This is a genomic window from Clostridium sp. chh4-2 (assembly GCF_002899675.1).
Taxonomy (GTDB): domain Bacteria; phylum Bacillota; class Clostridia; order Lachnospirales; family Lachnospiraceae; genus CHH4-2.
Window position 1 is genome coordinate 222,858 of record NZ_PKUU01000001.1, and the last position, 25,526, is coordinate 248,383.

Genomic DNA, 25,526 nt, shown 5'->3' on the forward strand with positions numbered 1-25,526 from the left:
TTAAGTCATCTCCTATAATTTTAATGTTTTAAGCCGTAAAGCATTGCCCACTACGCAGACAGAACTAAGCGACATGGCGAAACCTGCGATCATCGGATTTAACAGCGGGCCGCCAAACAGATAAAGCGCGCCGGCTGCCACAGGAATTCCCAGGCTGTTATAGAAAAAGGCCCAGAAAAGATTCTGTCTGATATTGCGGATTGTGGCCTTGCTCAGCCTGACGGCATGGTAAACGTCCATCAAATCCGATTTCATCAGCACCACATCTCCTGATTCGAGTGCAATATCGCTGCCCGAACCGATTGCAGTGCCAACATCAGCCTGTACAAGAGCCGGGGCATCATTGATCCCGTCCCCGACCATCATGACAGTCTTTCCTTCTGCCTGCAGCCCGCTCACCGCCGCTGCCTTGTCCTCGGGAAGGACCTCGGCTATCACATGGTCAATGTGTGCCTGTTTTCCTATATATTCCGCAGTCTTCCGGTTATCGCCGGTCAGCATAAAAACCTGCACTCCCAATGATTTTATCCGGTCGATGGCCTGAACGCTGTTCTCCTTAATCGTATCAGCCACGCAGATCATCCCGGTCAGACTTCCATCTTCCACCACATACATCGGTGTCTTACCCTGTTCTGCATAATGATTCGATTGTACCAGAATTTCTTCATCTAATCCAACATTTTTATCATCTAAAAGCTTACGGTTTCCGATCCACACGGTTCTCTTATGAAAATGGGCTTCAATACCGCTTCCGGTTATGCTCTGAAAGGAATCCGGCTGCTCCAGATTCAAGTGATTTTCCACAGCAACTTCTACAATCGCAGCCGCCAACGGATGTTCTGACATCCGCTCACAGCTTCCCGCCGTCAAAAGCAGTTCTTCTTTTGAAATGTCAGGATCAAAAACAGCTATATCGGTCACTTTGGGCTTTCCTTCTGTAATGGTTCCCGTCTTGTCCAGTACAACCGCATCGACTTTGTGGCAGATTTCCAGCGCTTCGCCGCTCTTAATCAAAATCCCGTGATTTGCCCCCACTCCGGTTCCAACCATAATTGCGGTGGGCGTCGCAAGCCCCAAGGCACATGGGCAGGCAATCACCAATACGGCCACAAAAATCGTCAGCACAAAGGATAACTCCTTTCCTCCCAAAAGCCACCATAGCAAAGCTGCCGCCACGGCGATGCCCATGACCGCAGGGACAAAAATCCCCGCCACCTTATCTGCCAGCTTAGAGATCGGGGCCTTTTTGCCCTGGGCATCTTCAATCAGCTTAATAATTTTTGACAACGTGGTATCCTTGCCCGTTCTGGTAACTTTTGACTCCATCGCCCCGTTATAATTCATGCTTCCGCCGATCAAAACATCCCCGTTTTCTTTTTCCACGGGAATGCTTTCTCCGGTCAGCATGGATTCGTCAACGCTGCTGCTTCCCTTTACCACAACTCCGTCCAAAGGGATTCTGCTGCCCGGTTTTATCAGAATATGCTGTCCCGGTTTTACCTCTTCTGTGGGCACTTCGCGCTCCTGCCCATTTTCCAGCAGAACAGCCGTGTCCGGCACAAGGGCCATCAGCTTTCGTATGGCCTCAGAGGTTTTTCCCTTGCTGCGGCTCTCCATATATTTTCCAAGCATGACCAGGGTGACCACAACCGCGGCCGATTCATAATACAGATGATGCGCATTCATCGGGCTGCGATGTACCGTAAGTGTCATAATTAAGCTATAGAAAAATGCGCTCCCCGTGCCGATTGCCACCAGGGAATCCATGTTGGGATTCCCTTTAAAAAGGGATTTTAATCCCACCACATAAAATTTCTTTCCGCAGACCAGCACCGGTATGGTGAGGATCAGCTGGGCATAGGAAAAATTGCGGGGATTCAGGCCCATATCGATGAAAGCGGGCACCGGCAGGGGAAATGGTACCATATGACCCATAGAAATATAAAGCAGCGGCACCGCAAAGCAAACAGCGATGATGAGACGGCGTTTAGACTCTTTAAGCAATTCCTCCTGATGAGCGAACTCTTCTTCCTCCGGCTTACCGCCGTCATTTTCCGGAATCAGATAAGCCGCAAATCCGGCCTTTTTCACCTTCTCCATAATCATTTCGGAAGTTACTTTCTCCTCATCGTAAGTGATTGACATCCTATTCGTCGTCAAGTTGACATCGCTTACCTTCACGCCTTCCATCTTGCGGGTCACACGCTCCACCGCGCTGCTGCAGGCCGCACACGACATGCCGGTTACATGATATTGTTCTGTTGTCATACAGCCCTCCTTTTATAAAAAAACATCTCATCCAGGCATATGCCGGGAAATATGATCGTATTTAATTACCAGCTTCCTTATCTATATAGTTTAGCTGGAAATCGAATAAATATTATCATACCTGATTTTTGACAATATTTTCATAATAAGGCGGATTCAATCTTTTATTTACAAAAATTGAACAATAAAACAGCCGGAAAGAGAGAGTATCCAAAGCCACTTCCGATCCCTCTTCCCGGCTTTCCTGCTATAAAAAATCCCTTACAAATCAAACAGCGACAGCTGATTGGACTCCGGCAACTCTCCCAAAAGTCCTAAATCTCCCATCAGATCGCAGACCGTCTTACTGACCTTCGTCCTGTTTCTGAAATCCTCTCTGGACAGGAATTTGCCGTCCTTGGCCGCATCCACAACCGCTTCAGCCGCCTTGTCGCCCAATCCGTCAATACTGCTGAGAGACGGCATCAGTTTCTTATCAATAATCTGAAAATGATTCGCCTTCGCCTGATATAAATCAATGGGTGTGAACTCAAAACCTCTGGCGTACATTTCCTGAACGATACGCATATCTCTCAGCGTATCCTGTTCTTTCTTGGACAGCGTATCCATTCTCTTTTTATAATCCGCCAGATAATATTCCAGTTTATCACGCCCCTGGCACATCAGTTCATAGCTGAATCCATTTGCACGGATGCTGAAAAATGCGGCATAATAGGCCAGCGGATAGAACACTTTACAATATGCGATACGCCACGCCATCATTACATAGGCCGCCGCATGCGCTTTCGGGAACATGTACTTAATCTTTTTACAGGACCAGATATACCAGTCCGGAACCCCATGGCTGGTCATCTCTTCTTCCCATTCCGGTTTTAAGCCCTTTCCCTTTCGGACGCTCTCCATGATCGTGAAAGAAAGTCCCTCTTCCAGCCCCATCTGGATCAGATAGATCATGATATCATCACGGGTACAGATCGCAGTCTGAATGGTGGCTTTTCCCTCCTGAATCAAGGTCTGGGCATTGCCCAGCCAAACGTCCGTACCATGTGCCAGTCCGGCGATGCGGACCAAATCGGAAAAATATTTGGGCTGGGTATCGATTAACATCTGCATAGCGAAATCAGTACCGAACTCAGGAACTCCCAAAGCGCCCAGCTTACATCCTCCGATATCGTCCGGTGTAATCCCCAGCGCAGAAGTGTCCTGAAACAGCGACATAACCTCCCGGCTGTCCAGCGGAACGTCCTTAACCGGATCGAATCCGATCAAATCCTGCAGCATACGGATCATGGTCGGATCATCGTGCCCGAGAATGTCCAGCTTCAACAGGTTGTGGTCAATGGAATGGTAATCAAAATGGGTGGTGATCGTTTTGGTGGTCATATCGTTAGCCGGCCTCTGCACCGGAGTAAAGGAATAGATCTCTTCCCCCAAAGGAAGTACGATAATACCGCCGGGGTGCTGTCCGGTCGTTCTGCGGACTCCCACACACCCCTGCACGATTCGGTCGATCTCACAGTTTCTCTTTCTGACGCCCCGCTCCTCGAAATAATTCTTCACATAGCCGAACGCCGTTTTATCAGCCAGAGTACCGATGGTTCCGGCACGGAACGTCTGGCCCTTTCCGAAGATAACCTCCGTATAATCATGGGCCTTACTCTGATATTCTCCGGAGAAGTTAAGGTCGATATCCGGCTCCTTATCTCCCTTAAACCCAAGGAATGTCTCGAACGGGATATCAAATCCGTCTTTTTTTAACGGAGTGCCGCAGACCGGGCACACCTTATCCGGCATATCGCAGCCGGCCATACCGCTAAATTTCTTAACTTCATCAGAATAGAAATCATAATAATGGCATTTTTCACAGTAGTAATGAGGACTTAACGGATTTACCTCCGTAATTCCCGACATGGTGGCTGCAAAAGAAGATCCTACCGATCCACGGGAACCAACCAGATAGCCGTCCTCGTTAGACTTCCAAACCAATTTCTGCGCGATAATATACATAACCGCAAATCCATTGGAAATGATGGAGTTCAGCTCTCTTTCAAGGCGCTCCACAACGATCTGAGGCAGTTCTTCCCCATACATATTGTGAGCCGTATCATAACAGATCTTTCGCAGCGTGGCATCCGAATCCTCGATGACCGGCGGACACTTATCCGGGCGGACAGGGGATATCTTTTCACACATATTGGCAATTTTCCTGGTATTGGTAATCACCACCTCTTCCGCTTTGTTGGGGCCGAGATACTGGAACTCCTTTAACATCTCTTCCGTGGTTCTGAGGAAAAGAGGCGCCTGGTCGTCGCAGTCGGAAAAGCCCTTACCTGCCATCAGGATTCTCCGGTAAACCTCATCCTCAGGGTCTAAGAAATGGACGTCGCAGGTAGCGCAGACCGGCTTTCCGAACTGCTCTCCCAATGTAACGATCTTTTTATTGATTTCAATCAGGTCCTCTTCCGTCTTCACGGAACTCTTTTCATCCCTGAGCATAAATGCGTTGTTGCCCAATGGCTGAATCTCCAGATAATCATAGAAATTCACAAGCCTTGCAATTTCCGTATCCGGAGCGCCGTTTAACACAGCTTTATAAAGCTCGCCCGCCTCGCAGGCCGAGCCGATAATAAGGCCTTCCCGGTTGGCATTCAGCACGCTTTTTGGAATACGCGGATTACGCGCGTAATAATCAATGTGGGAACAGGAAATCAGCCGGTACAGATTAATCCGTCCAACATGGTTTTTAGCCAATATGATCACATGGTGGGTGGGAAGCTTTTTAATCACGCTGGGCGACATCTCGTTAAGCGCGTTCAGCTGGTCTAATGTCTCGATTCCCCGGTCCTTCAGCATCTTGACAAAGGCCACAAAAATCTCCGCCGTAGCCCCCGCATCGTCCACGGCCCGATGATGGTTTGCCAGAGATATATTCAATGCCTTCGCCACCGTATCCAGTTTAAAACGGTTCAGGTTGGGAAGCAAAAGGCGGGCCATGGCCACCGTATCCAGGATCGTGGGCCGGCAATCAATTCCCAGGCGTTGTGCGTTGTACTTGATGAATCCGGTATCGAAATCCGCATTATGGGCCACCATCACGGCGTCCTTGCAGAATTCCAGAAACTCCGGCAGAACCACATCGATCTTAGGCGATGAGATCACCATATTATCGTTGATCCCCGTCAGCTGTTCAATCTGAAATGGAATCGGAACATCCGGATTGACAAACGTGCTGTACCGGTCAATGATCACGCCTTTTACAACCTTGACCGCGCCTATCTCTATAATCCTGTTCTTCTTAGGGCTGAAACCCGTAGTCTCGATATCAAATACCACATAAGTATCGTCCAGGCTCTGATTCTTAGAATCCTCCACCATCTGTTTCAGATCGTCCACCAGATACCCTTCCACCCCGTAAATAACTTTAAATTCGTCCCCTTTATCCAGGGCATGATTGGCGTCGGGATAGGCCTGGACATTGCCGTGGTCTGTAACCGCGATGGCAGGCATTCCCCACTTTTTAGCCCTCTTTACAATATCCTTGACCTCGGAAACTCCGTCCATATCGCTCATCTTGGTATGGCAGTGCAGTTCCACCCGCTTTTCTAAGCTATTGTCCACCCGCTTGCTGGTAAAATCCTCGCATTTTTTAATTCCCCATACCGAACCGAGTGTCAGCTCGCCGTCGAATTTATCAATGGTGGTAATTCCGTTGATCTTGATGAAATTACCGGGTATGACCGCCGCCTGAATATCTTCCAGCGCCTCGTCCTTTGCGAACATCTTGACTGTTATGGTATCCGTAAAATCGGTGATCGTGTAGATGACAATGGTTTTTCCGCTTCCCAGAAGGCGGCTTTCCACTTTTAAAATCTTGCCGCGCAGGGTTACAGCCCCCATCTCTCCGTCAATCTTATCAATGGTTATGAAATTGTCCTCAAAATCTTTTCCGTAAAGCACATCCGGGTTATCCGTCCTGCGCCTGTATGTATTTTTATCCTGATAAGTCTTTTTGAACTTTGTATCCTTTTTCTCATCCTGATTTTGTTTTGGCGCAGGCTTTCCATCCCCGCTCTGCTTTGAAGCGTTCTTTCCATCCTCTGCGCCGGATGCCGCCTTTTTGTCGTCTCCACCGTCTTCCGCCTTTTTCATCAGGGCGGTTCTCTTAATCATTTCCTCGCCCTCTTTTATCATCTGGGCTTCTTTTTTCTCACTCAGCGCATTCTTCTGTGGTTCCGTGTATTCATAGATCACATCCACCGGCAGGCCGCACCGTTCGAAAAAGATCTTTTCCAATATATCTTTCAGTTCCCTTTCCTTTTCCCGGGCCACAAGCGTATCCTCTACGGTCATTTTAAGCTTGGTCTCTTCCGGGAATTCCATTTTGGACTTTCGGAACATGTTATATTCAATTATGCTGTAATTCTTCAGTTCCATCAAAATACTGTCTTTATACACCTTTAAAAGCTTTTGAGGGGTATACTGGCTGGACAGATGGAATTTTTCGATAATCTTAATAGAGAGCTGTTTTCCCGGGAACAATTGGTTCTTAATTCCCGTCTCCAGCCCATATATATTCTGTTTATGGATCAGTCTCGGACTGACAATATAAATGCGAATAGAGCTTCTATCTCTGGTGGTGGATATCTTATCCACCTGAACCAGATTTAAAAGCTCACGCACCTCATCCGTTATATGTAGATCCGGAAATACTTCTAAAAATGATTTTGCCATGCCTTTTCATCACCCGTTACATCTTCTTTAATTCTTCCCTAAGGGCATTCAAAAGCTGATCCTCAGGAAGCTTCTTAACAACTTCTCCTTTGCGGATCAAAAGTCCTTCTCCAATTCCGCCGGCTATCCCGATATCCGCCTCTTTGGCTTCGCCAGGGCCGTTGACCACACATCCCATAACTGCTACCTTGATGTCCAAGTCCTCAAACTCCGCAGCCATCTGTTCCACCTGGTTTGCAAGGCCGATGAGATCGATCTTCGTTCTGCCGCAGGTCGGACAGGATACCACTTCGATGCCGCCTTTTCGAAGGCCCAAAGTCTTTAATATCATTTTAGCGGTCTTAATCTCTTCCACCGGAGCCCCTGTCAGGGAAACCCGGATGGTGTCTCCGATTCCTTCATTTAAAATAATTCCCAGCCCCACTGAGGACTTTATATTTCCGGCTGTCAGCGTACCTGCTTCCGTAATTCCTACATGGAGAGGGTATTTCGTCTTTTTCGCAATAATTTCATGCGCCTTAACACACATCATCACGTCAGAAGACTTGATGCTGATCACCAGATTATCATATCCCATCTTTTCGATAATGGAAACCTTATCCAGAGCGCTTTCTACAATCCCTTCCGCCGTCACTCCGCCATACTTGGCCACCAGGTTCTTCTCTAACGAACCGCTGTTAACGCCCACGCGGATTGGAACATTATATTCTTTCGCCTTATCCACAACGGCCTGAACCCGCTCTAAGGAACCGATATTGCCCGGATTAATGCGGATTTTATCCGCGCCGCATTCGATGGATGCGATCGCCAGGCGATAGTCAAAGTGAATGTCCGCAACAAGGGGGATATGGATTTTCTTTTTTATGGAACGGAGCGCCTGGGCAGCTTCCATGGTGGGCACGGCTACACGGATGATGTCGCAGCCGGCCGCTTCCAGTTCCAGAATCTGAGCAACCGTTTGGTTCACATCTTCCGTTTTCGTATTGCACATGGACTGGATCAGAATCGGATTTCCTCCGCCGATCACCCTGTCGCCTATATGAATTTCCTTTGTATGATCTCGATACATGTTCGTTCTCCTTTAAAAGTAACTTTTAATATCATTATATAATACAAAGACCATCAATGTCATGAGCAGTACCATTCCTGCCATATGAATCATACCTTCTTTTTCCCGGTCAACCGGCTTGCCTCTCACCGCTTCAAGGAATAAAAAGACAAGGCGTCCTCCGTCCAAAGCCGGAATCGGAAGCAGATTCATGATTCCTAAGCTGGCGCTTAAAATCAAACACCAGTTGGAAATAGTAAGCAGCATAGCTTCCACACCGTACCGGCTGTTTTCATTCACCGTACCGCCGATCATGGTAACAATCTTTATCGGTCCGGCCATAGCGTCTTCCGGCTTAATCTTCCGCTGGATCAGCATGCCAAGCCCCTGGAGGGTGGAACGGATATTATATTCGATCTCATAAGCGCTGTATTCAAGCATCTCCGGGATCGAATTAGTTTGCCTGTAAGTACCGTAAAACTGGAGTCCCATCAGATACGTCTCATCCTCTTCGGAATACTTCGGAGTGATCACCGTCTGATACGTTTTTCCGGCTGACGGGCGCTCATAGGTCACATTCAGATCTTCTCCCTGATGGAACATCAGATAGACCATGATATCACGATACGTCTTAATCTTCTGATTATTCAGCTTTTTAATCACATCTCCCGACTCTAACCCAGCCTCCGCCGCAGGATACCCTTCCATGGTTTTTGCCACTTCAGGCGGGTCATAACCGGCAACTCCCACGATAATCATTGCGAACAGAAATGCCAGAATAAAGTTGAAAACCGGGCCGGCTGCTATAACCGTTATTCTGCCCCAGACGGATTTATTGTTAAATGCCCTCTCATCGCTTTCCTCTTCATCTTCACCCAGCATCATACAAGAGCCGCCAAACGGCAGGATCTTTAACGAATACCTGGTTTCTCCCTTCATAAAACTGAAAAGCCTGGGCCCCATACCTATCGAAAATTCAACCACTTTAATGCCGTTTAATTTGGCAAACAAAAAATGCCCGAATTCATGGACCAGCACAACCAGGCCAAATACCAGTATTGCCACAATAGTACTCAGCAAATTACCACCTGCTTTCTAAAAATTCATAAGTCTCTGCCTCTGCCTCAAGTATCTTATCTACAGTTGGTTCTTTTACCGCCTGATGGTGGTTCATCGCTTCTTCAATCATTTCCGTAATATCTAAATACCGGATCTCACGGTTCAAAAATTTCTTGACCGCAAGCTCATTGGCCGCGTTAAAAACGGTCGGCATCGATCCCCCTGTTTTCCCGGCTTCATATGCAAGCCTGAGCCCTTTAAAATTATGAAAATCCGGTGCTTCAAATGTTATGCTTTTCAGAGCCGCAAAATCCAGCCTCTCCCCCGGCAAATATCTCCTTTCCGGGTAATAAAGCGCATATTGGATCGGCAGCTTCATATCCGGAGTTCCAAGCTGGGCCATAACCGCTCCGTCATTAAACTGTATCATCGAATGGATTACGCTCTGAGGCTGTACAACCACCTGAACCTGATCCATCTCAACGCCAAACAGCCACTTCGCTTCCATGACCTCCAGACCTTTATTCACCATAGTAGAGGAATCAATGGTAATCTTCTGTCCCATAGCCCAGTTGGGATGTTTCAGGGCGTCTTCCACACGCACATCCGCCATCTGCTCTCTTGTTCTTCCCCGGAACGGACCGCCGGACGCAGTCAGCAGGATCTTATGGATCTCTTTTTTATTCTCTCCGTTAAGACATTGGAAAATGGCGCTGTGTTCACTGTCCACAGGCAGAATCCGAACGTGTTTCTCTTCAGCCAGTTTCATAATAATATGTCCGGCTGTAACCAATGTTTCTTTGTTGGCCAGGGCAATGTCCTTCCCCGCTTCCATGGCGGCAATCGTCGGGCGGATTCCGATCATTCCCACAACCGCAGTCACCACAATCTCAGCAGACGGTTCCGTAGCCGCCTCGATCAGCCCATCCATGCCGGAAACCACCTTCGTATCCAGATCGGATATGAGTGCGGCCAGTTCTTTTGCTTTTTTCTCATCCCACACGCAGACAATAGACGGATGGAACTCCCTGATCTGCTGTTCCAAAACCACAATATTACTCCCGGCAGCCAAAGCGGTAACCTGTATATCCTTTTGGTTTCTAACCACCTCTAAGGTCTGGGTTCCTATGGAACCAGTTGATCCCAAAATTGAAATCTTCTTCATGGTTTTAACTCCTAACGTAAAAATAATATGGCAAAGTAGATGGCCGGAGCCGTAAACAGCATGCTGTCAAACCGGTCCAGAATCCCCCCATGCCCAGGGATCAGATGTCCATAATCCTTAATATTATGGTTCCTCTTAATTGCGGACGCCGCCAGATCCCCGATCTGCGAAATCACCGCCGCAATTGCGCAGGCTGCCGAGCAGGCCAGCTGTGGATTCGACATCTCTCTCATATGGGAACCGAAAAAGCATGCGTAGATAAATCCCAAAACCGCCGCTCCGGCCACTCCTCCCACGGCTCCTTCAATTGATTTTTTAGGGCTTAACACCGGCGCCAGCTTGTGTTTTCCCAGCAGCATACCGCTGCAGTAGGCACAGGTGTCGCATCCCCAGGAACTGAGGAATATAAGCCAGACGAGATATCTTCCATCCGGAATCACCCTCACCTGATAGAGGTAAGAAAGCATGACGGCCGCATAGAAAATGCCGAAAAATGCAACTGTCACCTCTTCTGTTTTATACTTCGGAAATGTAAAAACATAGACCGACATCAGAAGCATCAGGGCTGCAATCACCATCAGCATCACATACTGCTGGCCTTCAAACCACAGAAGTCCGTAATAAGATATTACAGTCAGGTATCCGATAACGCCAAGAGGATTTTTCTCTATCTTCATCACGCGGTATAATTCAAACAAACCTATCAATGAAATCATTCCCGTTGTAAGAAAAAGTATACTGCCGCCGCTCACCACTACAAAAAGCGCAATGATGACCAGAATGATTCCGCTAATCAACCGGGTTGTAAACATGCCGTCCCTCCTCTTTTGTTATTTTGCTCCGCCAAAGCGCCGTTCCCTACTATTATATTGAACAATAGCTTTTTTTAATTCATCCATATTAAAATCAGGCCACAAACAGTCCGTCACATAGATTTCCGTATAAGCCAGCTGCCAAAGCAGATAGTTTGACAGACGCAGCTCCCCGCTGGTGCGGATTAAAAGATCCGGGTCCGGCATAGAAGCCGTATCCAGATAAGAATTAAATACCTCTTCATTCATATCTTCCGGCAGAATCTTCTGTTCCTGGCAGTCTTTCATCACATGCTTTACCGCGCGGACGATCTCATCACGTCCTCCGTAATTGACGGCAATTACAAATGTGAGGCCGGTATTCTCTTTTGTTTCCTGTTCCAAACGGTTAATGCCATCGATAATGTCCTGGTCAAACCGCCTCCGGTCCCCAATCATCTTAACACGGACGTTATTTGCAGAAGCCACTTTTAAAAGCCGTACCATATAGTAGCGGAACAGCTGCATAAGAGCTCCCACCTCTTCCGACGACCTTTTCCAGTTTTCTGTTGAAAATCCGTATACGGTCAGATATTGGATACCCAGGCGGGCTGCGTTCTCAACCGTCTTTTCCACTGTGACACAGCCTTCTTTATGGCCTAACGATCTGGGAAGACCTCTTTTTTTCGCCCATCTGCCATTACCGTCCAAAATGATCGCCACATGGCCCGGTATCACCATATTTTCAAATTCTGCTGCCATACAATTCTCCCTCGTTCACACAATTCATCACATTTTCAAAATAATTCAATCTAAAAACAGGGACAGGTTTAGAGCCTGTCCCCGCCATCCTCTTACTAAACGGTAAGAATCTCTTTTGTCTTCGCTTCGATGGCTTTATCTACCTTTTCCACCATCTTATCCGTCAACTTCTGGATCTTTTCTTCCGCTAAATCCCGGTCATCTTCTGAAATCTCATTGGATTTCTCCATCTTTTTGAATACATCATTGGCATCCCTACGGATATTACGAAGCGCTACTTTACAGGCTTCGCCCTTTTTCTTCACATCTTTTGCCAGATCTTTTCTGCGCTCTTCCGTCAGTTCAGGGAATACCAGACGGATCGTGTTGCCGTCATTGGTCGGATTAATTCCCAAATCTGAAGTAAGAATTGCTTTTTCAATCCCTTTTAAAAGCCCTTTTTCCCAAGGCTGAATCACAATCATTCTGGCTTCCGGCACGGATATGTTGCCCACCTGCTGAAGCGGAGTCAGTGTTCCGTAATAATCTACTTTGATCTTATCGAGCACATGCGGGTTTGCACGTCCGGCACGGATCGACGCGTATTCCTCCTGAAGTACCTCCAAAGATTTTTCCATCTTCTCCTCATACATCTTCAATTTTTCCTGCATAATTCCCTCCTGATTATACGGTCACCACTGTGCCGTTAATTTTACCCTGCATCGCATTCGCAATGCTGTCTTTTTCATTCAAATCAAATACAGCCATAGGCATCTTATGCTCCATGCACATAATTGACGCAGTGAGGTCAACCACAGCTAGCTGCTTATCAATCACTTCCTGAATGCTGATGGTATCATAGCGCTTCGCATCCGGATTCACCTTAGGATCGCTGTCATATACTCCGTCAATGGACTTCGCAAGCAAAATACAGTCCGCATCCATCTCGATCGCCCTTAACGTGATGCCGGTATCCGTTGAAAAATAAGGATGTCCCGTTCCGCCTGCAAAGAATACCACCATTCCATGTTCAAAATACTTATTCGCCCGATCCTTTGAAAACAGCTTTGTCATGGAGCCGCATTCAAACGGGGTCAGAATCTGTGTTTTCATACCTGCATTGCGGAAAATCTCTGATACGTAAATGCAGTTCATAACAGTTGCCAGCATACCGATCTGATCCGCTTTGGTACGGTCAATCGCATTGCTGGTGCGCCCTCTCCAGAAATTACCGCCGCCGATCACGATGCCGACCTGAACGCCTGCATCCACCGAAATCTTAACCTGTCTGGCTACTTCTTTCACCGTATCTTCATCAAAACCTGTCTTTTTCGGACCGGCAAGAGCTTCACCGCTTAATTTTAATAATACCCGATTCATCTTCATCAGACTAATCTCCCTGCAATCTATTATTCTTCTGTTTGTCTTGTATATCATACCATACTTCCATGAAATTGAAAAGAGAGAAATCCGCTCCCTCACAGAAAAAGGGACTTTATGTTCATCCAGTGTTTTTGCACCAAAGCATCGAATGTTCATCGTCCCTTATTCCGTATTATTTAAACTTTTCTACCTGCTGGTTAATCAGTTCCATGTCCTCAAAGTAGTTAATCTTCATCGCATTCTTCACGTCGGTAAGCGTCTTGGCAGCTGTTTCATGTGCCTTTTGGCTTCCTTCCTTCAAAATACGGAAGATCTCAGGAATATCCTTTTCAAACTCTTTCCTGCGGCTGCGGATCGGTTCTAATTCCTCCTGCAATACGGAATTGAGGAAACGTTTCACCTTTACATCTCCTAAACCGCCGCGGGTATAATGAGCCTTCAGTTCATCCAAACACTGATAATCCGGTAAATACCGCTCAAAGTGCTCGTCCCGGCAGAATGCATCCAGATAAATGAACACCGGATTTCCTTCCACCTGTCCCGGATCAGAAACCTTCAGATGATTCGGGTCTGTGAACATGCTCATAATCTTCTGTTTCACCTCATCTTCGGAATCGGACAGATAAATACAGTTATTTAAGGATTTGCTCATCTTGGCTTTTCCATCGATGCCAGGAAGGCGCAGACATGCTTTATTGTCCGGAAGCAGGATATCCGGCTCCACCAAAGTTTCACCGTAAACGGAGTTAAACTTGCGGACGATCTCCTTGGTCTGCTCTAACATAGGCAGCTGGTCTTCTCCTACCGGCACAGTAGTCGCTTTAAATGCCGTAATGTCCGCAGCCTGGCTGATCGGATATGTGAAGAATCCAACCGGAATGCTGGCTTCAAAATTCCTCATCTGAATCTCGGATTTCACCGTAGGATTTCTCTGAAGTCTGGATACCGTCACCAAATTCATATAATAAAAGGACAATTCACATAATTCCGAAATCTGTGATTGTACAAACAGCGTAGATTTTGCCGGATCAAGTCCGCAAGCGAGATAATCCAACGCTACCTCGATTATGTTCTGCCGAACCTTCTCCGGATTATCCGCATTGTCCGTCAATGCCTGCGCATCCGCAATCATAATGTAGATTTCATCATACTGGCCTGAATTCTGAAGTTCTACCCTGCGCTTTAAAGACCCTACATAATGGCCTACATGCAGCCTTCCGGTAGGCCTGTCACCAGTTAAAATTATTTTACCCATCTTATGTCCTCCAACAGTCATCTATTATTGCTTAAATAAAATCCTGATTTATTTCAATCATAGGTTTTAGTATACCATAAGAATCAGGATAGTTACAATAACTTTCATCATTTTTGCTCTGATAATGTGACAATAGTAAGCCATCCCAACCCATAAGAAACCATTTCAAGCTTCTGTGTTTCCTTGTCAAAAATGAGTTCTATATCAATTGGATCGCTTGTATATACTCCGATTCCATCGCATACAATCCTTCCATCATACCCATCTTCGTAAGGGATTTTTTCTGCCTCCAAATACTCTATCACCTCATCCTTAACCGCCTTTTTATTAAATCTCCCATCCAATACATAGATATTGTCCTCCAGCTTATCCAGAGTAATATCCAGTGACGTAATAAAGCACTCTTTTACGCTTATTTTCTTATCTGCATAGGGATTAAACAAACTGCATGACATATAATACTCTCCGGACGGTGACGAAAAAAAGGCAGTAATGGAATGATTCTCTGAGTCCACACCGGTTCTTTCATCAATCATAAACTTAGCTGCAGATTCTTTATCCATTCTTGAAGGCCATACACAATGAAGATCCGTATAGTCTGTAACGGTTTTATCCAGCATCTCAATGGTCATATCGCATACATTCAAGGTTTCATCCCCAATTTGAATATTGAATAAGTTCTGTCCTTTCCTAATCTCTTCCGGGACTTTCTCAAACTCAGTTAGTTTCTTTTTCTGCTTATGATTCTGTTTCACCGTTTCTTCCTGCTGTACCAGGTTCTGTTCTTCCTTTTTGGGACTACAGGCCATCATTATGCTTAAAGAGATTAACAAACCTGATACATAGGCTAAAACTGCTGCTTTTCTAAAAATTTTTGTATTTTTCAACTCATTCTTCCCCTTTTATTCTATGTAAATAGAGTAACAATATATAAAAACTCCAGGATAAATTAAATATCCTGGAGCCAATTGTTTATTCCATATATTTATCATAATTTTCTGTCAGATATAAGGGACTACCCCCTCTCTCTGATAGAGGAAATTAATCATTACTGACCCATCTGTTTAGCAACTTCTTCAGCAAAGTTCTCTTCCTTCTTCTCTAAACCTTCACCGGTTTCGAAACGAACGAATTTTTTAACTTTAATAGCTGCGCCGTTTGCTTTAGCAACTTCAGCTACATACTGAGCTACAGACTGTTTTCCGTCTTCTGCTTTTACATAAACCTGGTCTAACAGACAGATTTCCTTTAATTCTTTGTTGATACGTCCCATAACCATACCGCTGATGATCTTGTCATTCGCATCCGGTTTTTCGTTCTTAGCTGCTACAGTTAAGATTTCTTTCTCTTTTTCAATATAGTCAGCATCCACTTCTTCTCTGCTTGTATATAATGGTTTTAAAGCGGCTGCCTGCATAGCTACGTTCTTAGCCATCTCTTTGATCGCATCGTTAACTACAGTAGTTTCAACGTCTACTAAAACGCCGATCTTTCCGCCTGCATGGATATAGGAAGCTACAAAACCATCATTCTCTTCTAATCTCTCAAATCTTCTGATGTTCATGTTCTCGCCGATGATGGAGATCTGGGAAGCCAGAGCTTCTTTTACTGTTAAAGTAGTATCTTTTGCCCATGCTTCTGCCATGAAATCGTCGATAGAAACGGATGAAGAGTTCAGTGCCTGAGCTGCTACATCTGCTGCATATGTCTGGAATTTCTCATTCTTAGCAACAAAGTCTGTCTCTGCATTAACTTCTACAACAACTGCTTTTTTCTCATCAGCTGAAAGAGCGGTAACTACAATACCTTCTGCTGCAATACGTCCAGCCTTTTTAGCTGCGCCTGCAAGTCCTTTTTCTCTTAAAAATTCAACTGCTTTATCCATATCACCTTCAGTAGCTGCAAGTGCTTTCTTACAATCCATCATACCTGCACCGGTCATTTCTCTTAATTCTTTTACCATTGCTGCTGTTACTGCTGCCATCGTATTTCCCTCCGTTATTCGTTTTAAGTTATCTTTAAACACAAAAGTGCTTCAACCTGTTTATCACAGGCCGAAGCACCCTTCATTCCAATTAAGCTTCTACAGTTTCTTCAGCATCTGCTTCAAAAGCTTCTTCAACATCTGCAACTGCTTCGCCCTGGTTTGCTTCGATTACTGCGTCTGCCATCTTAGCTACAATTAACTTAACGGCTCTGATTGCATCGTCGTTACCCGGGATTACATAATCTAATTCTTCTGGATCACAGTTTGTATCTGCAATACCGATCAGCGGAATACCTAATGTATGTGCTTCCTGAATACAGATTCTTTCTTTCTTAGGATCTACTACGAAGATTGCATCTGGGATCTTCTTCATTTCCTTGATACCGCCAAGGTTTCTCTCAAGTTTTTCCCATTCTTTCTTTAATTCGATAACTTCCTTTTTAGGCAGTACATCGAATGTTCCGTCTTCAGCCATAGTCTCGATTGCTTTTAATCTTGCGATTCTGCTCTGGATTGTCTTGAAGTTTGTTAACATACCACCAAGCCATCTTTCGTTAACATAGAACATTCCGCAGCGCTCTGCTTCTGTTTTGATTGCATCCTGAGCCTGTTTTTTTGTTCCTACGAAAAGGATTGTACCGCCTTCAGCAGCGATATCAGAGATTGCATTGTATGCTTCGTCAACTTTACCTACAGATTTCTGTAAGTCGATGATGTAGATACCGTTTCTCTCTGTGTAGATGTAAGGAGCCATCTTAGGGTTCCATCTTCTTGTCTGATGTCCGAAATGAACACCTGCTTCCAAAAGCTGTTTCATTGAAATAACGCTCATGTTATTACCTCCATTTGGTTTTTTTACTTCCGCCTGCGTCTCATGCTTCTTCAGGGACCTGTTTCAGGCACCTCCTGAAAAATCGACAGACGTGTTTTTTGTCAGCCTTATAAATATAGCATAAGTCTATTTTCTATGCAAGCACTTTTCTTCATTTTGTCCAAAAAATTACAGCAACAGTCAAAATAACTGTTGCTGCAACTGTTTTAACCTCTTTTATCTGGCCAGCGTTTTTTCTTTCAGTTTATCCAGTTCATCAAAAATCACATCATTCAGAACCTTAATATAGGTTCCCTTCATACCGGAAGAACGTGATTCTATAACTCCTGCGCTTTCAAACTTGCGGAGTGCATTAACAATAACAGATCTCGTAATTCCCACTCTGTCCGCAATCTTACTGGCAACCAGGATTCCCTCGTTACCGTCCAATTCCTCAAATATATGAGTGATGGCTTCCAATTCTGAAAATGACAAGGTGCTGATCGCTGATTTTACAATCTGGATCTTTCTGCTCTCTTCCGCATTCTCTTCATTCACGGAACGCATCATCTCCAAGCCTACCACAGTTGTTCCATACTCACTCAGAATAATATCATCGATATCATACTGCGCATCTGCTTTATAGATAAATAAGGTTCCGAGACGTTCCCCAGCTATATCAATCGGTGTGATAATTGCCTGATACTTTTTAACATTTTCTTCTGCAAAACCTAATGTTGCAAGATTAACATTTTCTTTTGTTGAAAGAATGCTAAGCAGCCTTTCGTTCAGCATGCGGTCTACATAACCGCCAACCTGATCCTCAATCAATTCCTCAATCTCATCAACTCCGGGACTGATGCTTACTCCAAGCACTTTTCCCTTCTTGCTGATCACCAAAATATTAGACTGTAAGATTTCCGTCAAAACATGACAGATATCATTGAAGACCACTTTGTGTGAATTATTGTTATGCAATAGCTTATTGATTTTTCTGGTTTTATCCAACAATTGAACGCTCACCTTCGAATACCTCCTTGTTTAATTTTAATATCGCCGAAAAAATACCCTTTTAATGGATAAATTGTAACACGATTTTTTATTAATAACAAGAGTTTTTCGAAGTTTTATGAATTTTTTAATAATTATTTTTATTTCGCATTCATATTCACGCTATATCCGCACTGTTCGTTGGAACAAAGTAGTTTATTTCCTTTTTCTACCATATATTCTCCACATTCCGGACACTTTACCGTAGACGGTTTTTGCCAGGACATAAAATCACATTCCGGATTGTTTTCACAGCCAAAATACTTTCTGCCCTTTTTCGTCTTTTTAATTACGACTTCTTTTCCACATTTCGGACAAGGAATTCCCGTCTTCTCAAAATATGGTTTCGTATTTTTACAATCCGGAAATCCGGGGCAGGCCAGAAACTTTCCGTGCGGGCCATATTTGATCACCATGTTGCGCCCGCAGAGCTCGCAGATCTCATCAGATACTTCATCCGCAATCGTTACGGATTCCAACTCTTCCGCAGCTTTCTTAACCGCTTCGTCCAGATCCGGATAGAAATTGCGTACAACCGTTTTCCAGTTTGCAGATCCGTCTCCCACCTTATCCAGCAGATATTCCAGGTTTGCAGTAAACTGAAGATCCACAATGCTGGGGAAGTTTTCCTTCATGATCCGGTTCACAACTTCTCCAAGCTCTGTTACGTAAAGATTTTTGTTTTCTTTCGCAACATAGCGTCTTGCAATAATTGTGGTAATTGTGGGTGCATAGGTACTTGGCCTTCCTATTCCCTGTTCTTCCAGCGCCTTTACAAGCGACGCTTCCGTATAATGGGACGGCGGCTGCGTGAAGTGTTGGCTGTGTTTTAACTCCTCCAGCTTCAGTACGGTTCCCTTTTCCAGTTTGCCAAGAATCAGATTGTTGTCTTCCTTATCCTCATCCTGAACATAGACGGACATGAATCCGTCAAATACGATCTTAGACGCAGCCAGGGTAAAGTAATATTCTCCTGCGCCAATTCTTACGGATGTGGTTTCATATATGGCAGGTTTCATTCTGCTGGCTGTGAAACGCTTCCAGATCAGCTGATAAAGCCGGAACAGATCTCTCTGCAGGGACTCTTTCACAAGGACAGGAGTCAGGGCGATATCGGTCGGACGGATCGCCTCGTGAGCATCCTGAATCTTTCCGTTCTGTTTTGCCTCTTGTTCATTCAATTCCACATATTGTCCGCCATAGGTAGCGTCAATGTATTTTCTGGCTGCAATATCCGCTTCTTCTGCAATTCGGGTGGAGTCGGTTCTCAGATATGTGATCAGACCAACCGTTCCCTTTCCTGCGATATCCACACCCTCATATAACTGCTGCGCCAAACGCATGGTTTTCTGGGTAGAAAAATTCAGGACCTTCGATGCTTCCTGCTGTAAGGTACTGGTGGTAAAAGGAATCGGAGACTTCTTGATCCGCTCCCCCTTTTTCACTTCCTCCACAATATAGCTGGCATTCTCAAGTCCGTCTAATATCTTCTGCAGTTCTTCCTTGTTGTGTATGGTCTGTTTGCCGTTTTTATCTCCATAAAATTTAGCATTTAAGGCTTTTTTATTGCCTTCCGGCTTTAAATCGGCTTCCAGATTCCAATATTCTTCCGGAATAAATGCATCGATCTCTTCTTCTCTGTCACAAATCATGCGAAGCGCTACGGACTGGACACGGCCGGCGCTTAATCCGCGCTTTACTTTTGCCCATAAAAGCGGGCTGATGCTGTAACCCACCATACGGTCCAGTATACGCCTTGTCTGCTGGGCATCCACCAGATCCATATCGATCTCCCTCGGAGACTTTAATGAGGTTTTCACTGCGTTTTTAGTAATTTCGTTAAAGCTGATGCGGTAGACTTTCTTGTCTTTCGCTTCATCCAGTTTAAGTGCTTTGACTAAATGCCAGGAAATCGCCTCCCCCTCCCGGTCAGGGTCAGTTGCGAGATAAATCGTATCCGCTTTTTTCACTTCTTTGCGAAGCTTTGCAAGAATATCCCCTTTTCCACGAATGGTAATATATTTGGGTTCATAATCATTTTCAACATCGATTCCGAGCTGGCTTTTTGGTAAATCCCTGACATGCCCGTTCGATGCGTCCACTTCATAATTCGTACCCAAAAATTTTTTAATTGTTTTTACCTTTGCCGGTGATTCCACAATTACTAAACATTTGGCCATTGCTGACACTCCTTATCTCTTCTCTATATCTTTTTTACATAATAATTGCTGGTTGTCTGCAGTATAAAACCGCCCAATTCCAGGCCAATCAGAATGCTCATGCACTCGCTTGGCGGCAACCCGCACGCTTTTACAATCTGTTCTAAAAATTTTGGTTGTAAATCCAAGCAACTATACACCATTTTTTCTTTCTTTGCAAGTCCATTTACATTTTTTTCATGAAGTCTTAATATTTTTTCTTGCTTCAAACCAAAATATTCTATTAAATCAGACGGATTTGTCACCAAATTTGCTCCGTTTTTTATCAATTGATTACAACCTGCGCTGAGCGCATCGGCCGCCCGCCCAGGCAATGCAAATATTTCCTTTCCCTGTTCCAGCCCATAGTCCACAGTAATCAGGGAACCGCTCTTTTCCTTTGCTTCAATCACGAGTACTGCATCGGACAATCCGCTGATAATCCTGTTTCTCATGGGAAAATTTGCGGATTTGGGTTCCTCTCCCAAACGGAATTCCGATATGATCCCGCCGCTTTTTAGAATCTCTTCGTACAGGGCATAATTCTCTTTCGGGTAGCAGATATTAATTCCGCATCCCAACACCGCATAGGTATCCCTTCCTTCTTTTACAGCTCCCCACTGGGCCGCTCCGTCGATGCCGCGGGCCAAACCGCTGACAATCTGTATGCCGTGGCGGCTGAGAATTTTACCAAAATATTCCGCTTCCTGTTCCCCATAGCTGGTACAGTTTCTGGCTCCGATTACTGCAATGGACGGGCGTTCCGTCTCCGGCAGCTTTCCTTTTACATAAATTCCCATAGGCTTTCCATAAATATGCATCAACCGCTTCGGATATTCAGAATCCCAAGGGGTAAGGAACCGTATTCCCATCTTCTCCAACGAATGATACTCTTTTTTGTAATGATCCCGTTTCCCTTTCATCATTTGAAAGCATTCTGCCTGGCGTTCATTGAGGAATTTATTGTCCACTAAACTTTTTTCTTCTATATTATATATGTCTTGAAAGCTTCCGCAGTAATCATAAAGCCTGTCAATCGTTACAGCCCCTAAACCCGGTACCTGGCACAGCCAATAAAGATACTCTTTCTCACATTCTTCCATATGCGTTCCCTCCCCAATACTTTTCATCCAAAGACCGGTATGCAATGGCCTCACACAGATGTTCATGGCCTATGTTTTCTTCCCCTGACAGGTCCGCAATCGTCCTGGCTACTTTTAAAATCTTATTATATCCTCTGACGCTTAATTTCATGGTTTCAAAAATCTTCTTGATAAATGTTTCATCCTCCGGCATTAAAGCGCAGTATCTTTTAATCTGCTGGCCATTCATGCGGCTGTTAAAAAGCATTCCGCTTCCCGCAAGCCGTTTCTGCTGAATCACCTGAGCCTTTATCACCCGTTCTTTAATCCGGTCGGAACCCTCTTCCTTCTGTTCACCATTTAAGTCTTCAAAACTTACAGGAGAGCTTTCTACACAGATGTCAATCCGATCCAGCAATGGTTTTGATATTTTTCCCAAATACCGCTTTATCTGCCATTCACTGCAGCTGCACCTGGATCGGTCCGGGAAGAATCCGCAAGGGCAGGGGTTCATGGCCGCGGCCAGTAAAAAATCAGCCGGAAATACATAAGAACCATGCAGCCTGGTCACTGTAATTTTATGTTCTTCCAACGGCTGCCGGAGCGCTTCTATGGTACTGCGCTTAAATTCAGGAAATTCATCCAAAAATAAAACGCCTTCTGAAGCCAAAGACAATTCTCCCGGCCTGGGATATCTTCCTCCGCCGGTCAATGCCTGCTGGCTGATTGTGTGATGAGGCGTCCGGAACGGACGTTCTGATAAAAGTGGGGTTTCATGCGGGAGAAGTCCGCATATGCTGTAGACTTTAGAAATTTCCAGACGTTCCTCCGGGGTCAGATCCGGCATAATGGTGGGAATCCTCTGAGCGATCATAGTTTTCCCTATCCCAGCCATGCCAATATAAAGAATGTTGTGTCTGCCTGCCACCGCAATCTCAGTCGCCCGTTTAAACAGCAGTTGGCCATGTACATCCGAAAAATCCGCCCGATTCCTCGTAACAGGAAATATCGGTTTAATCTTGGGCCCGGCGTTTCGTTTTTTCAATTCCGCCGGATTATTCAACAGCTCTGTTACTTCCAGGATATGCGAAACGCCGATAACCTGTATTCCCTGAATCACGCTCCCTTCCATAACATTCTCTTCCGGCAGAAAACACCTGCTAAATCCCGCCTCTTTTGCTGCCGATACAATGGATAATATGCCTCTCACTGCCTTAATCTCTCCATCCAGGCCCAATTCCCCGATCAGCAGGGAATGTTTCAGCACTTCCGGTTCAAGCACCCCATAAGCGCCTAATACTGCCACCGCTATGGGCAGATCATAGGCTGTTCCTTCTTTTCGAATATCGGCCGGGGATAAATTTACCGTCACTTTCTTGGCCTGCAGACGAAAACCTGAATTTTTCAAAGCGGTTCTGACCCGGTCCTGAGCCTCTTTCACCTCTGATGCCAGATAACCGACCATGGAAAAACCCGGAAGCCCCTCGCTGACGTCGGCTTCAATTGAGACAATATAGCCCTCAAGGCCTAATATCCCCCCACTAAATGCTTTACTGAACAAACCAATTTCCTCCAATCTCAATTTATCGTAATTTTTACAATGGAAAACTTGTACAGAATTGTACGCGAAACTTGAATAAATAAGAATAAGTACACTATAACGGATTTTTCCGTAAAAGGCAAGGGAAATCATACCGGAATATTCTCATCTTATATAGAAGGCAGCTCGGGCAAGTCTTTTTCCCTGTATGAAACATAAAAGGGATAACACTTGCCCATGCAACACATGGTAAGCCAAAAAAGCGGTTCATAACGCATCATTTTCCCTGAAATTCAGTCATATAAGGGCGGTATCTGAGAGCCAGGTTCCCTCTCTGGCGTTTAGGATTCTCCCTTTCTTTTATCGAAATACTATCGTGAAATACTTTCCAAAGATCCTGATAGAGTGTTTCATCGGTCTGCTGGGACAGCCGTTCCTCCCAAAGTTCACCGGCCGTATGAACCATCATCCAGCCGCAGTCTTTTTTATGAACCGCGGCCTTATGCCGCAGTTCGTCATACAAGATCCAATTTTCACCGGAAAGACGGTCTGCAAAATACGGGGCAGTAAGCACCGTGGCATCATTTTTCGGCCCGATCTTACTGAAAAGGATTCCATCCTTCATCTGTGAAAAGCGCACAAATCCCGTTAAAAGGTGGGCTTCATGCTCCACATGACGGGTAATTGTAAAAATATCATAAACCTCCGGCATTGCAAGCATATCCGTAATTTTTCTTCCATGGTGGAATGCCTGTTTTAAAAAGCGGAACATCTTATCCGCCTTCTTGGGGTCAAAACTAAGAGAAGTCTTATAGACCAGTTCCCATACCTCTTCCGATATCTTCCGCCTTATGGAATCGGAAACTTTACCCGCTTTTTCTTCATCGGTGACCACTGGACGGTAGTCACAAAAAAATTCCAGATTGTACTCTCCGTCCAGAACAAGCCGGACTTCATTCTCATCCAGCCATGCATCATAAATTCCGCACAGAATATTCTCAAACGAGTCCTGACAAATATATATGTTCTTCAAACTAAATCCTCCCCGTTAAGCTGGACAGGCAGTCTTCCTGGGTAGGAGCTGCATTGACATTAAAATCATCAAACAGGGATAATTGGCGAAATGTATCTTTATGCTCAATATCCCAAATCTTTCTCTTTTCTTCGCCCACAATACGCCTGGCTATATCATCCTGATCCAAACGGATCGGAAAACAGGTTTTGCCGGAGCAGGTGATAAAATATCCGGCCCGTTTCAACACAACTCCCAGTTTCTTTAAATCTTTAAAATCGAGAATGCAGCTTCTTCTGGCAGCCAAAATACGCCTGGCTGATTTCACACCCATTCCGGGCACGCGAAGCAGTGTATAGTAGTCCGCTTTATTAACTTCTACCGGGAACTGATCCAGATGGCGGATCGCCCAGTCACACTTGGGATCTAAGAACACATTAAAATTCGGATTCTTCTCCGACAGCAGTTCCTCTGCCTGAAAACCGTAAAAACGCAGAAGCCAGTCCGCCTGATATAAGCGGTGTTCTCTGAGCAAGGGAGGTCCTCCCGGCAGTGCCGGAAGCAGTTTATCATCGTTAACCCTTATAAACGCGGAATAAAAAACCCGCTTCAAGTCGTAATTCTTGTAAAGAGCTTCCGCTACGGCTATCATCTGGAAATCCGTCTCCGGAGTCGCTCCCACAATCATCTGCGTACTCTGTCCGGCCGGCACAAAGTCCGGTTTTTTCCCATAGACAGCCAATTCCTGCTTTTGAACGGAGATTCCGGTCTGAATCTGGCGCATGGGGGAAAGTATATTCTTTCTGCTCTTTCCCGGAGCCAGCTTCTTCAGGCCGTCTGCGGTGGGAAGCTCCAGATTCACGCTCATACGGTCCGCTAAAAAGCCAGTCTTTTCTATTAAAACAGGATCTGCTCCGGGGATCGCTTTCACATGAATATATCCGTTAAAACGGTGGACTTCTCTCAGTTTCTTTAACGTGAGATAAATCAGCTCCATCGTATAATTGGCGCTGTGAAGGATACCGGAACTAAGAAACAGCCCCTCAATATAATTCCTCTTATAAAACTCCATGGTGAGCGCACAGACTTCATCCGGCGTAAAAGAGGTTCTCACCACGTCATTGGACTTGCGGTTGATACAGTATTTACAGTCATGGATACACTGGTTTGTAAACAATATTTTTAAAAGGGAAATGCATCTGCCGTCGGCAGAAAAACTATGACAGATACCGGCTTCCCTGGCATTGCCCATCGTTCCTTTTTTTCCGGATCTGTCGACGCCGCTGGACGTACATGCAGCGTCATACTTGGCCGCATCAGACAGAATCCTTAGCTTTTCCTGTAAATTCATCTCTTCCTGTATTAACATAATCTGCACCTTCTTTAAGCTGATAAGAACATATGT

Annotated in this window: 19 protein-coding genes; all 19 read right to left on the reverse strand. The window is 45.3% G+C overall.

What is annotated here, in order from left to right:
• Positions 1 to 12: 12 nt before the first annotated feature.
• Positions 13 to 2,268, reverse strand: a complete 2,256-nt coding sequence (locus tag C0033_RS01125; protein ID WP_103226024.1) for a heavy metal translocating P-type ATPase — start codon at positions 2,266 to 2,268, stop codon at positions 13 to 15.
• 261 nt (positions 2,269 to 2,529) lie between these two features.
• On the reverse strand, positions 2,530 to 6,999 hold the full coding sequence (locus C0033_RS01130; protein ID WP_103226025.1) for a PolC-type DNA polymerase III: 4,470 nt from the start codon (positions 6,997 to 6,999) through the stop codon (positions 2,530 to 2,532).
• A 16-nt stretch (positions 7,000 to 7,015) separates the two neighbouring features.
• Entirely contained in the window at positions 7,016 to 8,068 is a 1,053-nt protein-coding gene (gene ispG / locus C0033_RS01135; RefSeq protein ID WP_103226026.1) for a flavodoxin-dependent (E)-4-hydroxy-3-methylbut-2-enyl-diphosphate synthase, read from the reverse strand.
• Between the two features lie 12 nt (positions 8,069 to 8,080).
• Positions 8,081 to 9,127, reverse strand: coding sequence for a M50 family metallopeptidase (locus tag C0033_RS01140; RefSeq protein ID WP_347501005.1), 1,047 nt, complete (start codon positions 9,125 to 9,127; stop codon positions 8,081 to 8,083).
• 1 nt (position 9,128) lies between these two features.
• Complete coding sequence (locus C0033_RS01145) at positions 9,129 to 10,271, reverse strand: 1-deoxy-D-xylulose-5-phosphate reductoisomerase (RefSeq protein ID WP_103226027.1); 1,143 nt, start codon at positions 10,269 to 10,271, stop codon at positions 9,129 to 9,131.
• 11 nt (positions 10,272 to 10,282) lie between these two features.
• Positions 10,283 to 11,083: a phosphatidate cytidylyltransferase gene (locus C0033_RS01150; protein WP_103226028.1), complete on the reverse strand. Its 801-nt coding sequence runs from the start codon at positions 11,081 to 11,083 to the stop codon at positions 10,283 to 10,285.
• A gap of 18 nt (positions 11,084 to 11,101) precedes the next feature.
• The gene (locus C0033_RS01155; protein WP_103226029.1) at positions 11,102 to 11,824 is read right to left on the reverse strand and encodes an isoprenyl transferase; all 723 of its coding nucleotides are present in this window, start codon (positions 11,822 to 11,824) and stop codon (positions 11,102 to 11,104) included.
• Positions 11,825 to 11,919: 95 nt separating this feature from the next.
• A complete protein-coding gene (frr, locus tag C0033_RS01160) occupies positions 11,920 to 12,474 on the reverse strand; it encodes a ribosome recycling factor (protein WP_103226030.1) in 555 nt (184 codons plus the stop codon).
• A 13-nt stretch (positions 12,475 to 12,487) separates the two neighbouring features.
• Complete coding sequence (gene pyrH / locus C0033_RS01165) at positions 12,488 to 13,189, reverse strand: UMP kinase (protein ID WP_103226031.1); 702 nt, start codon at positions 13,187 to 13,189, stop codon at positions 12,488 to 12,490.
• A 169-nt stretch (positions 13,190 to 13,358) separates the two neighbouring features.
• Positions 13,359 to 14,441, reverse strand: coding sequence for a tryptophan--tRNA ligase (gene trpS / locus C0033_RS01170; RefSeq protein WP_103226032.1), 1,083 nt, complete (start codon positions 14,439 to 14,441; stop codon positions 13,359 to 13,361).
• A gap of 107 nt (positions 14,442 to 14,548) precedes the next feature.
• A complete protein-coding gene (locus tag C0033_RS01175; protein WP_103226033.1) occupies positions 14,549 to 15,328 on the reverse strand; it encodes a hypothetical protein in 780 nt (259 codons plus the stop codon).
• A 161-nt stretch (positions 15,329 to 15,489) separates the two neighbouring features.
• Positions 15,490 to 16,425 (reverse strand): translation elongation factor Ts, encoded by a 936-nt coding sequence (tsf, locus tag C0033_RS01180; protein ID WP_103226034.1) that lies wholly within the window; start codon positions 16,423 to 16,425, stop codon positions 15,490 to 15,492.
• A gap of 91 nt (positions 16,426 to 16,516) precedes the next feature.
• Positions 16,517 to 17,260 carry a 30S ribosomal protein S2 gene (gene rpsB, locus C0033_RS01185; protein WP_103226035.1) on the reverse strand — a complete coding sequence of 248 codons (744 nt, stop codon included), beginning with the start codon at positions 17,258 to 17,260 and terminating at the stop codon, positions 16,517 to 16,519.
• A gap of 216 nt (positions 17,261 to 17,476) precedes the next feature.
• On the reverse strand, positions 17,477 to 18,262 hold the full coding sequence (gene codY, locus C0033_RS01190; RefSeq protein WP_103226036.1) for a GTP-sensing pleiotropic transcriptional regulator CodY: 786 nt from the start codon (positions 18,260 to 18,262) through the stop codon (positions 17,477 to 17,479).
• Between the two features lie 128 nt (positions 18,263 to 18,390).
• Positions 18,391 to 20,469, reverse strand: coding sequence for a type I DNA topoisomerase (gene topA / locus C0033_RS01195; RefSeq protein WP_103226037.1), 2,079 nt, complete (start codon positions 20,467 to 20,469; stop codon positions 18,391 to 18,393).
• Positions 20,470 to 20,492: 23 nt separating this feature from the next.
• Positions 20,493 to 21,590, reverse strand: a complete 1,098-nt coding sequence (gene dprA / locus C0033_RS01200; RefSeq protein ID WP_103226038.1) for a DNA-processing protein DprA — start codon at positions 21,588 to 21,590, stop codon at positions 20,493 to 20,495.
• A complete protein-coding gene (locus C0033_RS01205; protein WP_103226178.1) occupies positions 21,577 to 23,130 on the reverse strand; it encodes a YifB family Mg chelatase-like AAA ATPase in 1,554 nt (517 codons plus the stop codon). The genes dprA and C0033_RS01205 overlap by 14 nt, the downstream gene beginning before the upstream one ends.
• A 256-nt stretch (positions 23,131 to 23,386) precedes the next feature.
• Positions 23,387 to 24,142, reverse strand: a complete 756-nt coding sequence (locus tag C0033_RS01210; RefSeq protein ID WP_103226039.1) for a TIGR03915 family putative DNA repair protein — start codon at positions 24,140 to 24,142, stop codon at positions 23,387 to 23,389.
• 1 nt (position 24,143) lies between these two features.
• A complete protein-coding gene (locus C0033_RS01215; RefSeq protein ID WP_103226040.1) occupies positions 24,144 to 25,490 on the reverse strand; it encodes a putative DNA modification/repair radical SAM protein in 1,347 nt (448 codons plus the stop codon).
• Positions 25,491 to 25,526 lie beyond the last annotated feature (36 nt).

Bases quoted from the DNA above. Each gene is read 5' to 3' on its own strand.
- tsf (WP_103226034.1), bottom strand. From the start codon at position 16,425: ATGGCAGCAGTAACAGCAGCAATGGTAAAAGAATTAAGAGAAATGACC.
- frr (WP_103226030.1), bottom strand. From the start codon at position 12,474: ATGCAGGAAAAATTGAAGATGTATGAGGAGAAGATGGAAAAATCTTTG.
- trpS (WP_103226032.1), bottom strand. From the start codon at position 14,441: ATGGGTAAAATAATTTTAACTGGTGACAGGCCTACCGGAAGGCTGCAT.
- C0033_RS01215 (WP_103226040.1), bottom strand. From the start codon at position 25,490: ATGTTAATACAGGAAGAGATGAATTTACAGGAAAAGCTAAGGATTCTG.
- C0033_RS01130 (WP_103226025.1), bottom strand. From the start codon at position 6,999: ATGGCAAAATCATTTTTAGAAGTATTTCCGGATCTACATATAACGGAT.
- pyrH (WP_103226031.1), bottom strand. From the start codon at position 13,189: ATGAAGATGAATCGGGTATTATTAAAATTAAGCGGTGAAGCTCTTGCC.
- C0033_RS01155 (WP_103226029.1), bottom strand. From the start codon at position 11,824: ATGGCAGCAGAATTTGAAAATATGGTGATACCGGGCCATGTGGCGATC.
- dprA (WP_103226038.1), bottom strand. From the start codon at position 21,590: ATGGAAGAATGTGAGAAAGAGTATCTTTATTGGCTGTGCCAGGTACCG.
- C0033_RS01145 (WP_103226027.1), bottom strand. From the start codon at position 10,271: ATGAAGAAGATTTCAATTTTGGGATCAACTGGTTCCATAGGAACCCAG.
- ispG (WP_103226026.1), bottom strand. From the start codon at position 8,068: ATGTATCGAGATCATACAAAGGAAATTCATATAGGCGACAGGGTGATC.
- rpsB (WP_103226035.1), bottom strand. From the start codon at position 17,260: ATGAGCGTTATTTCAATGAAACAGCTTTTGGAAGCAGGTGTTCATTTC.
- C0033_RS01125 (WP_103226024.1), bottom strand. From the start codon at position 2,268: ATGACAACAGAACAATATCATGTAACCGGCATGTCGTGTGCGGCCTGC.
- topA (WP_103226037.1), bottom strand. From the start codon at position 20,469: ATGGCCAAATGTTTAGTAATTGTGGAATCACCGGCAAAGGTAAAAACA.
- C0033_RS01150 (WP_103226028.1), bottom strand. From the start codon at position 11,083: ATGTTTACAACCCGGTTGATTAGCGGAATCATTCTGGTCATCATTGCG.